Source organism: Dongia sp., assembly GCF_041905885.1.
Classification (GTDB): Bacteria; Pseudomonadota; Alphaproteobacteria; order Dongiales; family Dongiaceae; genus Dongia.
Genome location: NZ_JAYRKD010000012.1, coordinates 1 through 12920, shown reverse-complemented (window position 1 = coordinate 12920; position 12920 = coordinate 1). Strand labels below are relative to the sequence as shown.

Sequence of the window (12920 nt, the reverse complement as noted above, 5' to 3'; positions counted from 1 at the left end):
GATGGATATCCAGAACACACCGGACCGGAACATGAGCAAGCCCAAGTCTCCTGATCAGCTTCGCAGCGCGCGCTGGTTCGCGCCCGACGACCTTCGCTCCTCGACCCACCGCTCGCGGGCGATGCAGATGGGCTATGCCGCCACCGAATGGGCCGGCAAGCCGGTCATCGCCATCATCAACACCTGGTCCGACATCAATCCCTGCCACGCCCATTTCAAGACCCGGGTCGATGATGTGAAGCGCGGCGTGCTGCAGGCCGGCGGCTTCCCGGTCGAGCTCCCGGCGATTTCGCTCGCCGAGATCTTCGTGAAGCCGACCACCATGCTCTATCGCAACATGCTGGCGATGGACACCGAGGAGCTGATCCGCTCGCACCCGGTGGACGGCGTCGTGCTGATGGGCGGCTGCGACAAGACCACACCCGCTTTGCTGATGGGCGCCACCAGCGCCGGCCTGCCCGCGATCTACGTCCCCGCCGGACCGATGCTGCGCGGCAACTGGCAGGGCACGGTGCTCGGTTCCGGCTCCGACGTCTGGAAATACTGGGACGAGCGCCGCGCCGGACGCATCGGCAAGACCGAGTGGGAGGGCGTCGAGGCCGGTGTCGCGCGCAGCCACGGCACCTGCATGACCATGGGCACCGCCGCCACCATGATGTCGATCGCCGAGGCGCTCGGCATGTCGCTGACCGGCGCCTCCTCGATTCCCGCCGCCGACGTCAATCATATCCGCATGTGCTCGGCCTCGGGCCGGCGCATCGTCGAGATGGTCTGGGAGGATCTTACGCCGGCGAAGATCCTGACCCGCGCGGCATTCGAGAATGCGATCCGCACCGCAATGGCGCTCGGCTGCTCGACCAACGCCATCATCCATGTGATCGCCCAGGGCCGCCGCGCCGGCATTCCGATCGGCCTCGACGACTTCGAGAAGGCGAGCCGGATCATTCCCGTCATCGCCAACATCCGGCCGAGCGGCGACCAATACCTGATGGAGGATTTCTTCTACGCCGGCGGCCTGCCCGGCCTGCTGAACCGGATCCGCGACAAGCTGCATCTCGGCGCCTTGACCGTCACCGGCAAGACCCTGGGCGAGAACATCGAAGGCGCCGGCGTCTTCAACGACGACGTCATCCGCCCGATCGACAACCCGATCTACGACGAAGGTGCGCTGGCGGTGCTGAGAGGCAATCTGGCGCCTGACGGCTGCGTCATCAAGCCGAGCGCCTGCGCACCGCATTTGCGGAAACATTCCGGCCCGGCTTTGGTGTTCGACGACTATCCGTCGATGAAGGCCGCGGTCGATGACGAGAATCTCGACGTCACGCCGGAGCATATCCTGGTGCTGCGCAACGCCGGGCCGCATGGCGGCCCGGGCATGCCGGAATGGGGCATGCTGCCGATGCCGAAGAAGCTCTTGAAGCAGGGCGTCAAGGACATGCTGCGCCTCTCCGACGCGCGGATGAGCGGCACCAGCTACGGCGCCTGCATCCTGCATGTGGCGCCGGAAGCCTATATCGGCGGTCCGCTGGCCTTGCTGCGGACCGGCGACATCGTCTCGGTTGATGTCCCGGCGCGCTCGATCAGCATGGAAGTCTCGGACGCGGAACTGGCCAAGCGCCGCGCCGCCTGGACCCCGCCGCCGCCGCGCTTCGAGCGCGGCTATGGCTGGATGTTCGCCAAGCATATCCGCCAAGCCAACGAAGGCTGCGACTTCGACTTCCTGGAGACCGCGTTCGGCGCTCCCGTCCCGGAACCCGTCATCTATTGAGCGAAAATGGGTTGACTGGCGTTCATAGCTGAAGTCTCTTTTCTCTAATAACGAGAAAGGCTCCTGACGGCGCAATCGACGCCGCAACGGACCGGCGGGGAGAGGGACAGATGGCCTTCGACGAGGTCGAGGAGCGCTATCGTGCGCCGGCTCTGGACAAGGGCCTCGATATTCTCGAATTGCTGGCGGAAACCGAGGAAGGACTCTCGCAAGCCGAGATCGCCAAGGCGCTCAGCCGCTCGCCGAACGAGATCTACCGCATGCTCGACCGGTTGGTGCGGCGCGGCTACATCGCGCGCACCACGACCGACCGTTATGAGCTCACCTTGAAGCTCTTCGCCCTCGCCCACCGCCACGCGCCGATGCGGCGCCTGGTCAGCCAGGCGATGCCGGTGCTGCGCGACTTCGCGCGCGCCGCCGGCCAGGCCTGCCATATCGCCGTCTATGACCGCGGCGAGGTGATCGTGGTCGCCCAGGTGGATTCGCCCAGCTACTGGGGCATCGCGGTCCGGGTCGGCGCGCGGGTCGGCCTGTTCGACACTGGCTCCGGCCATATCCTGCTGGCCTATGCCACGCCGGGCGAGCGCAAGCTGATGGCCGAGGAGCACGAGATGCTGCCGCTCGAGACCCGGCCCGCCGATCTCGAAGCCCGCCTCGCCGACATCGTGAAGCGCGGCTACGAGCAGATGGAAAGCCGGCAGACGCCGAGCGTGGTCAACCTCGCGGTGCCGATCCTGGGGCCGCATGGCAGCATCATCGCCGCCATGACCTGCCCCTATGTGCAGCGCCTGGACAGCAACTCGCCCGATCAGCAGGCGGTATTGAAGCACCTGGTTGCCAGCGGCGCCGCCATCTCCGCCAACGCCGGCGGCGCCGAACCATAGGACGTGCATGCCCACGCCGATCATCGACACGCATCTGCATCTCGTCTACCGCGAGCGCTTCTCCTATCCCTGGCTCGGCGATGTGACGCCGCTCAACCGCGACTTCACGCTCGAGACCTATCGGCCACAGGCCGAAGCCGCCGGCATCGCCCAGTCGATCCATATGGAAGTCGATGTCGTGGAAGCCGACCAGCTGCGCGAAACCGACTTCGTGACATCGCTCGGCGGGTCCGTGGTCGCGGCGATTGCGTCCTGCCGGCCGGAGAGCCGGGACTTCCCCGCGCAGCTGGAGAAGCTCGCGCAGAATCCCAAGGTCAAGGGCCTGCGCCGCATCCTACACACCTCGCCCGACGAGCTCAGCCAGGCGCCGCTCTTCACCGCGAATCTGCAGCGTCTCGCCGCGCACCGGCTGAGCTTCGACCTCTGCGTGCTGGCGCGGCAGTTGCCGCAAGCCTTGCGCATCGCCCGCGCCTGTCCCGAAGTGCAGTTCATCCTCGACCATTGCGGCGTGCCTGCGGTGAAGGAGCGTGCGCTGGATCCCTGGCGCGTCGATATCGCGGCACTTGCCGCCGAGCCCAACGTCGCCTGCAAGATTTCCGGCGTGGTCGCCTATGCCGAGCAGAACTGGACCGTCGATGACTTGCGCCCCTTCGTCGAGCACGTGATCGAGAGTTTCGGCTGGGACCGCGTGGTCTGGGGCAGCGACTGGCCGGTCTGCACCTTGATCGCCGATCTCGGCCGCTGGGTCGCTGCCACCCGCGCGATCATCGCCGGCGAGAGCGCGAGCAATCAGGCGAAGTTGCTGAACGGCAACGCGCGCCGAATCTATCGTCTCAACTGAGGGGTTTCGATGAAACGCATGGGCTTCGTCCTCGGCATCAAGGCCGACCAGATCGCCGAGTATAAACGCATCCACGCCGCGGTCTGGCCGGAAGTGCTGGCCACGATCGCCCGCTGCAACATCAAGAACTACACGATCTACTTGAAGGAGCCGGAGAACCTGCTGTTCGCCTATTTCGAATACCACGGCACCGACTTCAAAGCGGACATGGCGAAGATGGCCGCCGACCCCAAGACCCAGGAATGGTGGGTGATCTGCGAGCCGATGCAGCTGCCACTCGAGACGCGCAAGCCCGGCGAATGGTGGGCTGAAATGGAGGACGTCTTCCACACCGACTGAAGGGCCGAAGGCAGATCGGTCGGGAGGCGATTTCGCCTTGCCTCAATGCTTTATGCATGAATATTTGATTTAAATAAGAACGGCCGTCGCGCCGAGCTGGGAGGATTCCTTGGGCAATTCGCCAGTCCCGAACCTGCGTCAGGCTTGGCCGAGGCCAAGCCGGCCGCGCCCGCTCGTCATCATCGGCGCCGGCGGCATCGTCAACGACGCCCATCTCCCCGCCTATCGCCTGGCCGAGTTCCCGGTTGCCGGCATCTTCGACATCGACCGCGCCCGCGCCGAGGCACTGGCCGCGAAGTGGGGACTGAAGGCGTTCGCGAGTCTGGCGGAAGCCGCCGCCGTCGAGAACGCCGTGTTCGATCTCGCCACCCCGCCCGCCGCACATTTCGATGTGCTGAGCGCCCTGCCCCCAGGCTCCGCTGCGCTGATCCAGAAGCCGATGGGCCGCGATCTCGATGAGGCGTCGCGCATCCTGAAGCTCGCGCGCGACCGCAGGCTCACCGCCGCGGTCAACTTCCAGCTCCGCTTCGCGCCGATGATGCTGGCCTTGGCGGACGCGCTGGAGCGCGGCCTGCTCGGCCGGCTGATCGATGTCGAAATCCATCTCAACATCCTGACGCCCTGGCATCTCTTTCCCTTCCTGAAGGGCCTGCCGCGGATCGAGATCGCGGTGCATTCGATCCACTATTTCGACTTCATCCGCGCCCTGCTCGGCAACCCGACCGGCGTCTATGCTCGGACCATGGGCCATCCCCTGTCCGACATGGCGCAGACCCGCACCTCGGCGATCCTCGACTACGGAAAGGACGTGCGTTGCACGCTCTCCATCAACCACGACCATGATTTCGGCCGGCGCTTCCAGGATTCCACCTTCCGCTTCGAAGGCGACCGCGGCGTCGCGGTGGTGAAGATGGGCGTCCTGCTGAACTACCCCAAAGGCGAGCCCGACGAGCTCTGGATCGGGCAGCGCGGCGGCGACTGGACCCAGATCCCGCTTGAGGGCGGCTGGTTCCCGCACGCCTTCGTCAGCAAGATGTCGAACCTGCAGCGCTTTGTTGCCGGCGAAGACCCGCACCTCATCTCTTCCGTCGAAGATGCCTGGCACACGATGGCGCTGGTCGAGGCCTGCTTCACCTCCAGCGCCGCAGCGGCCACGCCGGTGCCGACCACACCGAAAGCTTGACGATGTCCTACGATCCCCCGCTTGCCGGCTTGGTCGTCCTCGACCTCAGCCAGTTCCTTTCCGGACCCTATGCGGCCTTGCGGTTGATGGACCTCGGCGCCCGGGTCATCAAGGTCGAGCGGCCCGACGGCGGCGATCTCTGCCGCCGGCTCTATTTGAGCGACACCGAGATCGGCGGGGATTCCACCCTGTTCCATGCGATCAACCGCAACAAGGAGAGCCTCGCCCTCGATCTCAAGAAGCTGGACGACCTCGCCGCGCTGAAGCAGCTCGTCTCGAAGGCCGACGTACTGATCCAGAACTTCCGTCCCGGCGTGATCGAGCGCCTCGGCCTCGACTATGCACAGGCGCAGAAGATCAACCCGCGCATCGTCTATGCCAGCATCACCGGCTATGGCGAGCATGGCCCCTGGGTCGACCGGCCGGGCCAGGACCTGCTGGCCCAGGCGCGGTCCGGCGTGATGTGGCTGAACGGCGATGAGGATCAGGGCCCGGTGCCCTTCGGCCTCGCGGTCGCCGACATGCTGGCCGGCGCCGATGTCGCGCAGGGCATTCTTGCCGCCCTGGTTCGCCGCGGCACCACCGGCAAGGGCGCGCATATCCAGACCAGCCTCCTGGAAGCGCTGGTCGACTTCCAGTTCGAGGTCCTGACCACGCATTTGAACGACGGCGGACGGTTGCCGAAGCGCGCCACATTCCGCAGCGCGCACGCCTACCTCTCCGCGCCCTACGGCGTCTATACGGCGAGCGACGGCTATATCGCCATCGCCATGACCCCGATCTCCAAGCTGATGGATCTGATGCAGATCGCGGAATTGGCACCCTACGCCGCCGACCCGCAAAGCTGGTTCACCGAACGCGACGCGATCAAGCGGATCATCGCCCGCCGCGCGGCGGAACATGGCGTCGCGTATTGGCTGGCGATCCTGGAGCCGGCCGACATCTGGTGCGCCAAGGTGCTGGACTGGCGCGAGCTCATGCAGAGCGATGGCTTCCGCGCCCTCGACATGCTGCAGACCGTGGAGCGCGAAGACGGCGTTCGGATCCGCACCACCCGGTCGCCCTTGAGCATCAACGGCGCCAGGCCGCCGGTCTCGCGCGCCGCACCCCGGATCGGCGAGCATAACGCCAGGATCCGCGCCGAGTTCGGGCTCTGATGATCACCCTCAAGGGCATGACCTGGCGTCATCCGCGCGGCTATGACCCGATGGTCGCCTGCGGGAAACTCTGGCTGGAACAGACCGGCGTTGCCGTCACCTGGGACCAGCGCTCGCTGCAGGATTTCGAATCCTTCCCGGTCGAGACCTTGGCGCGCGAATACGATCTCATCGTCATCGACCATCCGCATGTCGGCCAAATCACCGCGGAGAACTGCCTCGCCCCGCTCGACCTCCCCGGCCGCAAAGCCGCCTGCGCCGCGCTGAGTCAAGGCAGCCTCGGCCAATCCTATCCGAGCTATCACTGGCAAGGCCGGCAATGGGGCTTCCCGATCGATGCCGCGGCCCAGGTCCAGGCCTGGCGACCGGAACGCCTCTCGGCGCCGCTCACGACCTGGTCAGAGCTGCTTGATCTCGCCCGGCGCGGCGCGGTCGCCCTGCCCTTGCGGCCACCGCATGTGCTGATGGCCTTCTTCACCCTGGCCGGAAATCTGGGTCATCCCTGTGCGGTCACCGGTTCGCAGCTCATCGCCAGCAACGACGGCGCCGAAGCCTACGATCATCTCGCCGCACTCGCCGCCCATGTCGATCCAGCCTGCTTCGAGCAGGACCCGATCGCCGTCTACGAGCAGATGGCGCAATTGGATTCGCCGATCGCCTGCGTGCCGCTGACCTACGGCTACGTGTCCTATGCCCGCGCGGGCTTCCGCCCGGCCCGCATCGCCTTCGCCGATATTCCGGCCGCAGGAAACAACGGGCCGATCGGGTCGGCCTTGGGTGGGACCGGCATCGCGGTCTCGGCGCGTTCCGCCCAGCGCGACGCGGCCATCGACTTCGCCTATTGGCTGGCCGGCGCGGAAGTGCAGAGCGGGGCTTATGCCGCCGCCGGCGGGCAGCCGGGCCATGCCGCGGCCTGGGCTTCGCCCGACGTGAACGCGCCGGTGGACGACTTCTACGCCAGGACCCGCACCACGCTCGACGCCGCCTGGGTGCGGCCGCGCCACAACGGCTACATGCGATTCCAGGACCAGGCCGCCGAACGGCTGCGCGCCGCGCTGCAGGCCCACGAAGCAGCGCCGGGCGTGATCGCTGATTTGAACAAGCTGTTCGCTGCCAGTTTCAGCTAGGATCATTCCCATGCACACGCGCCCGCGCTACTTCGAGGACTATGCGATCGGCGAGGAGCGGATCAGTCATGGCCGCACCATCACCGAGACCGACTTCGTGGTCCATGCCGGCCATAGCGGCGATTTCTTCCCGCATCACCTCGACGCCGAGTTCATGAAATCGACCGAGTTCGGCCAGCGCATCGCCCACGGGACCATGACCTTCGCGATCGGCATCGGCCTGACCGCCAGCGAGATCAACCCGCAGGCTTTCACCTACGGCTACGAACGCCTCAGGTTCCCCAAGCCGGTCTTCATCGGCGACACGATCCACACCGTGCTGAAGGTGACCGAGAAGGAGCCCGATCCCAAGCGGGCGGGCTTCGGCAAGATCGTCGAGACCATCCGCGTCCTCAATCAGCGCGGCGAGACCGTGCTGGCCTGCGACCACATCCTGCTGGCCCATATGAAACCAGTGGGATGAAAAGCTAGCGATTGGCACAATTGATCCAAGTCAACGCGACCCCGACAGTGATCGCCGAAACTCATTCTTTTCGCGGATATTCCGGGGCTGAAATGGAGCCGACTTTCGTCATTGAATTGCCGGCTCCCGAGGCCGCAACCCTGAAGCGGCTGCAGGCCTATTGGGAGGGCAAGAAGGGTGACCGGCCGGCGCCGCCCAAGTCGGCGATCGATCCCGCGGAGCTGCGCGACCTGCTGCCGGACATCCTGCTGATCGACGTCGTCGGCGACCCGCCACGCTTCCGCGCGCGCCTGTTCGGCAGCGCGCTGGTCGCCGCCTATGGCGAGGAGGTCACTGGAAAGTTCGGCGAGGAGGTCGATCTCGACGCGGTGCACGACGAGCTCATGCGCTTCGTCGAGCGGGCCGCCGGACAATGCAAGCCGCAATATCTGCGCGCGGCCTTCACCAAGCGCGACGGCCGGCATCTCCAGTACGAGCAGATCATCCTGCCGCTCTCGGATGACGGCAAGAAGACCAACATGCTGCTCTCCGCCTATTGGGTCGAAGAGGCCTATGGTTGACGCCGGTCAGAACTGCGTCAGCTCCAGCCAGGCCGGACGAAAGCCGCGCGCCTCATAGAAGCGGATGGCGCCGGCGTTGGGCGCGATCGCGCCGACGAAGACATCCTCCACGCCCCGCGCGGCCAAGGCACGATCGACGGCTTGGGTAAGCGCTGCGCCGATCCCCCGACCCCGTTCGGCGGGCGCAACGCTCAGGAACTTGATTTCGCCCACCCGCTCCCCTGTCCGCCAGGTATCGGAATAGGATGGAAGGGTCCGCACATCATAGACGGCAGCGCTGGCGAAACCGGTCAGACGGTCGCCGTCGAAGGCGCCGAACAGCAGCCCATGCGCGGCGTTCTCGGCGACGAGGTCGCGGATCACCGGCCAGGACACCGCGTCCGGCACGAAGGGACCGAGCTCCGGCGACACTGCCTGATGATGGTGGTGCAGCGCCAGCCACAGCGCTTTCAGCCGATCAACCTCGTCCACCGGCAGCGACCTGATCGAAGCCCCGCCCACAGTTGGCGGCACGGGCAGCGGGCGCTGGAAGCGCGTGAGCATCAGCCAGGTCGACCGGTAGCCGCGCGCCCGATAGAGCGCCACCGCCGCGCGGTTGTCGGGGATGACGCCGATCAGCCGGCTCTGCACGCCACTGGCCTGGATATGCTCCTCCATCGCCGCCAGCATCCGGCCGCCGATCCCCCGGCCGCGATGGTCGTCCCTGAGGGTGATCGTCACCAGCTCCCAAAGTGTGGCCGGCACGTCGAACGTGGCGTTCCACTGCATCGGCCGCTCGGCGCAGAGCAGATAGCCGACATCCGCCGCGCCGTCGCGCGCCAGGAAGCCGAACCAGTTTCCCGCCATCACCTCGGCGTATTGACGCTTGCGGCTGGCCCAGGACAGCGCGTCGTCCACGAAAGGTGCAAGCTGCGGCGCCACGCGCCGGTGATGCGCGTGCAGCCCGAGCCAGAGCGGCTCGAGCCGGTCGAGGTCCTCAGTCCGCAGTGGCTCCAGCTTCATCGGCCGGACGGCCTCTCGGCCAACCGCGGCAACAGCACCTCGATGAAGGTGTTGAGCGCCGCCGGCTTGCGTTCGACCTTGGCCCGCAGCAAGGCGCCCTGCCAGGCATCCAGCAGCAGGACCGCGAGGTCATGCGCCGCGACATCCATGCGGACACTGCCGTCGCGCTGGCCTTCTTCCAGGCAGGCGGAAATCGCGCCGGTCCACTCGCGGATCAAATGCGCGAGTTGTGCGCGCGTGGCCGGACTGACCGCGGCGACTTCGGCGCTGATATTCCCGATCAGGCAGCCGCGCGCGTAGTCGTCCTGCCCCACGTATTTCCGCAGCCGCAGGAAATAAGTCCGCAGACGCGCCAGTCCTGGCCGCCCCTCGACCTGCAGCGTCTCCGCGAGTGCGGTGCGGGCTTCGGCGAAATAGAGGTCGAGCACGGCGCTGCCGAAATCGTCCTTGCTCGCAAAGTGATTGTAGAACGAGCCCTTGGGCGCGCGCGCCGCGGCGGCAATGTCGGCCACGCTGGCCGCCGAAAACCCGCGCTGGTGCAGCAGGTTAAGCCCCGCCTCCACCAGCTCCGACTTCTTGCCCGGCCGCGCCATGCATTCCAATATGACCGGTCGTCTTAGTTCTGTCAAACCAGCGCGGCGCCCCGGCCGGCGGTGGGTTTCAGAACCGTTCCGGGATCTTCTTGAAGCTGTAGTTGGACTCCCGGTAGTCGCCGCGCTTCTGGCGCTTCGGGAACTTGATCTTCTCCCGCGCCACGTCCTTGTAGGGAATGAGATTGAGGAAATGGGAGATGATATTGAGCCGGGCGCGGCGCTTGTTGTCGGAATGCGCGACATACCAGGGCGCCCAGGGCGTATCGCTGGCCTGGATCATGTCGTCGCGGGCGCGGGAGTAATCGTACCAGCGGCTGTACGACTTCATGTCCATCGGCGAGAGCTTCCAGATCTTGCGCCCGTCATCGACCCGTGCCTTTAGGCGCCGGGTCTGCTCTTCCTCGCCCACCTCCAGCCAGTATTTGACCAGGATGATTCCGGATTCGACGATCGCCTTCTCGACCGCCGGCACCACCTTGAGGAAAGCCTTGGCCTGGGCCTCGGTGCAGAAGCCCATCACCCGCTCGACCCCGGCGCGGTTGTACCAGCTGCGGTCGAAGATCACGACCTCGCCGCCCGCCGGCAGATGCGGCAGGTAGCGCTGGATGTACATCTGCGACTTCTCGCGCTCGGTCGGCGCCGGCAGGGCAATCACCCGGAACACCCGGGGGCTGACGCGCTCGGTGATCGCCTTGATCGTGCCGCCCTTGCCCGCCCCGTCGCGCCCCTCGAACACGACGCAGATCTTGGCGCCGGTCGCCTTCGCCCATTCCTGGACCTTCACCAGCTCGACATGCAGCTTGTAGAGCGCGGCGTCGTATTCCTTGCGCGTCGGCCCTTCCTTGGCCGGCTTCTCATTCTTGGCGGCGGCCTTCCTGCCCCCGTCACCCTTGGCCATCGCGACCCTCCCGGCAGCGTTCGTTACGGTAATTGACGGCGGATGCAGCGGCGGTCAGCCCCAGGTCAGATAGAGCCCGATATTGCCGGGCATGCCGCCGGGATAGTCGAGCACCTGGGCGTTCAGCTTGAAGCCGAGCGGCTTCAACTGGGCCATGTAGAACTCGTAGGCCTTCTTGGCGAAGCCCTCGAGCGAATCCGGCCAGTCCGCTTCGAGATTGTTGATGCGCCGTCCCTTGTCGTTGCAGTAGCTCGCGGGAAAGGTCACCGCCAGCAGCTGGCGATTGCCCTGCTCCGCCGCCCGGCGCACCGCCGCGTTGACCCGCGCCACGGCTTCGGGATGGATGTCGCGCGACATGAAGATCTCGCGCAGGCCGGCTTGCTCCTCGTCGTCCTTGCGCTGGCGCTCCATGGCCTTCTTGGCCTTCGCCATGTCCTCGTCGTCGGAGATCTTCCTCAAGTCCTCCGGCCTCAGCAGAGCGGTCATGCGGGTTTCCCTTCGGTTCTTGCGTTCAAGTCGGCGGAGAGCGGAATGCGCGCGAGCTCGTCGCGCAGCTCCCGCTCGAGATCCCGGATCAAGGCGCGGTACTCGAGGATCTTCTCGAGGTCCATCGGATGGTTGCGGAGCTCGAGCCGCCGCAGCGCCTCGAGCGCCATGCCGAAATCCTCGCAGATGGTCCGGAACGCGTCGTTGCGCAGCGCCAGGCGCGGAATCTCCTCGGCCCGTTCCGGGAACAGCCGGCGGATCCTGGCGATATTCGGCACGATCGATGACACGCGCGCGGTCCCTCCGATCCCCCTCCGATCCCTTGGGATGCATTCAAGGGCGGCCGGGCCGCGGGCCGAAGTACGTTACCGTAACAACCGGGCACGCGCCGCGGCCCGGCTCCGGTCCGGAAAACCGGTTTGGCTATTGGACCTTAGCCCATCGGGCCTTTCCGGGGAGCGAGGGCTATAGTTCGACACCGGGATGCGGGAAACGCATCCTGGGCAATTCGGTAAATCGGGGACCGGCCGCGATGGCCCGATCGTCACAGCACAGCGCGACTTCGCGCCTGCCGCAGCCGACGGCAGCCGAGGTGCGCGCCCATCTCGAGACGCTGCTGCACAACGAGGCGCTCGCCATCTCCGACCGCAACCGGCGCTTCCTGGCCTATATCGTCGAGGAGACCCTGGCCGGGCGCGGCGACCGGATCAAAGCCTACAACGTCGCCCTGACCGCCTTCGACCGGACCGACGATTTCGACCCGCAGACCGACCCGATCGTGCGGATCGAGGCGAGCCGCCTGCGGCGCGCGCTCGAGCACTACTACCTGACCGCCGGCAAGGCCGACGCGATGCGGATCGAGATCCCAAAGGGGTCCTACGTCGCCAGCTTCAGCTATGCCGAGCTCGAACCGGCGCCGTCCTTCGACGGTGAGAGCCTGCGCATGGCCGGCGCCCTGCCGGCGCCGATCGCGCGCCGGCGAATCCTGTCGATGCGCAAACCGCCGATCTGGTGGATCGCGTCGCTGGCGGCGCTGCTGCTGCTGATGCTCGGCTGGCTGCTGCCCGTCATGGTCGACGGTGCCGTCGGCCGCGCCAAGCTGGCATTGAATGGCCCTTCGATTCTGATCCAGCCGTTCGAGACCGGCGCCGGCGACGCCCAGGCCTTCGTTGCGCGCGGCATCACCGCCGAGCTGATCGGCCGGCTGTCGCCGCATGACGCGGTCTCGGTGCTGGGGCAAGGCGCCACAGGGCTCGGCACGGTCAAGCCGGACTTCGTTCTCTCCGGTTCGGCCACCACCATCGGCGGCAAGATCTACATCTCCGCCGCCTTGGCGGAATCCGAGACCGGCCGCTATCTCTGGTCCTGGAATGCCGAGCGCACGCTCACCGGCCCGGATCTGATCGCCGTCGAAGCCGCGATCGCCGGCGAGATCGCGGATGGCATCAAGCCGGCACTGCAGGCCGCCGACTGATCTTTGAAGCTCGTCGCAAAAGCAAAACGCCCCGTCCTGTGAGGGAACGGGGCGTTTTGCTTGTTGCGCGTATGGAGGAAGAGGTTGGTTGCGGGAGCAGGATTTGAACCTGCGACCTTCAGGTTATGAGCCTGACGAGCTACCG

The 12920-nt window shown here is 66.4% G+C and carries 15 protein-coding genes; 10 read left to right on the top strand and 5 right to left on the bottom strand.

Annotated features, from left to right (window positions below):
• Window positions 1–31: 31 nt before the first annotated feature.
• From araD to ACH2CY_RS13745, 9 genes are all read left to right on the top strand, one after another.
• Window positions 32–1768, top strand: coding sequence for an L-arabinonate dehydratase (araD, locus tag ACH2CY_RS13785; RefSeq protein ID WP_395019839.1), 1737 nt, complete (start codon window positions 32–34; stop codon window positions 1766–1768).
• 110 nt (window positions 1769–1878) lie between these two features.
• A complete protein-coding gene (locus ACH2CY_RS13780; protein ID WP_395019838.1) occupies window positions 1879–2652 on the top strand; it encodes an IclR family transcriptional regulator in 774 nt (257 codons plus the stop codon).
• Between the two features lie 7 nt (window positions 2653–2659).
• Complete coding sequence (locus ACH2CY_RS13775; protein WP_395019837.1) at window positions 2660–3493, top strand: amidohydrolase family protein; 834 nt, start codon at window positions 2660–2662, stop codon at window positions 3491–3493.
• 9 nt (window positions 3494–3502) lie between these two features.
• Entirely contained in the window at window positions 3503–3832 is a 330-nt protein-coding gene (locus ACH2CY_RS13770; protein WP_395019836.1) for an L-rhamnose mutarotase, read from the top strand.
• 109 nt (window positions 3833–3941) lie between these two features.
• On the top strand, window positions 3942–5015 hold the full coding sequence (locus ACH2CY_RS13765; RefSeq protein WP_395019835.1) for a Gfo/Idh/MocA family protein: 1074 nt from the start codon (window positions 3942–3944) through the stop codon (window positions 5013–5015).
• A 2-nt stretch (window positions 5016–5017) separates the two neighbouring features.
• Entirely contained in the window at window positions 5018–6172 is a 1155-nt protein-coding gene (locus ACH2CY_RS13760; RefSeq protein WP_395019834.1) for a CaiB/BaiF CoA transferase family protein, read from the top strand.
• On the top strand, window positions 6172–7299 hold the full coding sequence (locus tag ACH2CY_RS13755; protein ID WP_395019833.1) for an extracellular solute-binding protein: 1128 nt from the start codon (window positions 6172–6174) through the stop codon (window positions 7297–7299). The genes ACH2CY_RS13760 and ACH2CY_RS13755 overlap by 1 nt, the downstream gene beginning before the upstream one ends.
• 10 nt (window positions 7300–7309) lie before the next feature.
• Window positions 7310–7762, top strand: coding sequence for a MaoC/PaaZ C-terminal domain-containing protein (locus ACH2CY_RS13750; protein ID WP_395019832.1), 453 nt, complete (start codon window positions 7310–7312; stop codon window positions 7760–7762).
• 92 nt (window positions 7763–7854) lie between these two features.
• On the top strand, window positions 7855–8322 hold the full coding sequence (locus ACH2CY_RS13745) for a PAS domain-containing protein (RefSeq protein ID WP_395019831.1): 468 nt from the start codon (window positions 7855–7857) through the stop codon (window positions 8320–8322).
• A 6-nt stretch (window positions 8323–8328) separates the two neighbouring features.
• Here ACH2CY_RS13745 and ACH2CY_RS13740 read toward each other — a convergent pair whose 3' ends face one another.
• The 5 genes from ACH2CY_RS13740 to ACH2CY_RS13720 form a co-directional block, all read right to left on the bottom strand.
• On the bottom strand, window positions 8329–9324 hold the full coding sequence (locus ACH2CY_RS13740; RefSeq protein WP_395019830.1) for a GNAT family N-acetyltransferase: 996 nt from the start codon (window positions 9322–9324) through the stop codon (window positions 8329–8331).
• On the bottom strand, window positions 9321–9917 hold the full coding sequence (locus ACH2CY_RS13735) for a TetR family transcriptional regulator C-terminal domain-containing protein (RefSeq protein ID WP_395019829.1): 597 nt from the start codon (window positions 9915–9917) through the stop codon (window positions 9321–9323). The genes ACH2CY_RS13740 and ACH2CY_RS13735 overlap by 4 nt, the downstream gene beginning before the upstream one ends.
• Before the next feature lie 67 nt (window positions 9918–9984).
• Window positions 9985–10815, bottom strand: a complete 831-nt coding sequence (gene ppk2, locus ACH2CY_RS13730) for a polyphosphate kinase 2 (protein WP_395019828.1) — start codon at window positions 10813–10815, stop codon at window positions 9985–9987.
• Between the two features lie 54 nt (window positions 10816–10869).
• Window positions 10870–11301: a hypothetical protein gene (locus tag ACH2CY_RS13725; RefSeq protein WP_395019827.1), complete on the bottom strand. Its 432-nt coding sequence runs from the start codon at window positions 11299–11301 to the stop codon at window positions 10870–10872.
• Window positions 11298–11591: a hypothetical protein gene (locus ACH2CY_RS13720; protein WP_395019826.1), complete on the bottom strand. Its 294-nt coding sequence runs from the start codon at window positions 11589–11591 to the stop codon at window positions 11298–11300. Before ACH2CY_RS13720 ends, ACH2CY_RS13725 begins: the two co-directional genes overlap by 4 nt.
• A 242-nt stretch (window positions 11592–11833) precedes the next feature.
• Between ACH2CY_RS13720 and ACH2CY_RS13715 the strand changes: the two genes are divergently transcribed.
• Window positions 11834–12775, top strand: a complete 942-nt coding sequence (locus ACH2CY_RS13715) for a hypothetical protein (RefSeq protein ID WP_395019825.1) — start codon at window positions 11834–11836, stop codon at window positions 12773–12775.
• Window positions 12776–12920: the final 145 nt, after the last annotated feature.

What these genes read in the sequence shown, in the direction of transcription:
- ACH2CY_RS13735 (WP_395019829.1), bottom strand. Translation starts at nt 9,917, where the DNA reads ATGGCGCGGCCGGGCAAGAAGTCGGAGCTGGTGGAGGCGGGGCTTAAC.
- ACH2CY_RS13725 (WP_395019827.1), bottom strand. Translation starts at nt 11,301, where the DNA reads ATGACCGCTCTGCTGAGGCCGGAGGACTTGAGGAAGATCTCCGACGAC.
- ACH2CY_RS13770 (WP_395019836.1), top strand. Translation starts at nt 3,503, where the DNA reads ATGAAACGCATGGGCTTCGTCCTCGGCATCAAGGCCGACCAGATCGCC.
- ACH2CY_RS13755 (WP_395019833.1), top strand. Translation starts at nt 6,172, where the DNA reads ATGATCACCCTCAAGGGCATGACCTGGCGTCATCCGCGCGGCTATGAC.
- ACH2CY_RS13745 (WP_395019831.1), top strand. Translation starts at nt 7,855, where the DNA reads ATGGAGCCGACTTTCGTCATTGAATTGCCGGCTCCCGAGGCCGCAACC.
- ACH2CY_RS13760 (WP_395019834.1), top strand. Translation starts at nt 5,018, where the DNA reads ATGTCCTACGATCCCCCGCTTGCCGGCTTGGTCGTCCTCGACCTCAGC.
- ACH2CY_RS13750 (WP_395019832.1), top strand. Translation starts at nt 7,310, where the DNA reads ATGCACACGCGCCCGCGCTACTTCGAGGACTATGCGATCGGCGAGGAG.
- ACH2CY_RS13780 (WP_395019838.1), top strand. Translation starts at nt 1,879, where the DNA reads ATGGCCTTCGACGAGGTCGAGGAGCGCTATCGTGCGCCGGCTCTGGAC.
- ACH2CY_RS13715 (WP_395019825.1), top strand. Translation starts at nt 11,834, where the DNA reads ATGGCCCGATCGTCACAGCACAGCGCGACTTCGCGCCTGCCGCAGCCG.
- araD (WP_395019839.1), top strand. Translation starts at nt 32, where the DNA reads ATGAGCAAGCCCAAGTCTCCTGATCAGCTTCGCAGCGCGCGCTGGTTC.
- ppk2 (WP_395019828.1), bottom strand. Translation starts at nt 10,815, where the DNA reads ATGGCCAAGGGTGACGGGGGCAGGAAGGCCGCCGCCAAGAATGAGAAG.
- ACH2CY_RS13740 (WP_395019830.1), bottom strand. Translation starts at nt 9,324, where the DNA reads ATGAAGCTGGAGCCACTGCGGACTGAGGACCTCGACCGGCTCGAGCCG.
- ACH2CY_RS13775 (WP_395019837.1), top strand. Translation starts at nt 2,660, where the DNA reads ATGCCCACGCCGATCATCGACACGCATCTGCATCTCGTCTACCGCGAG.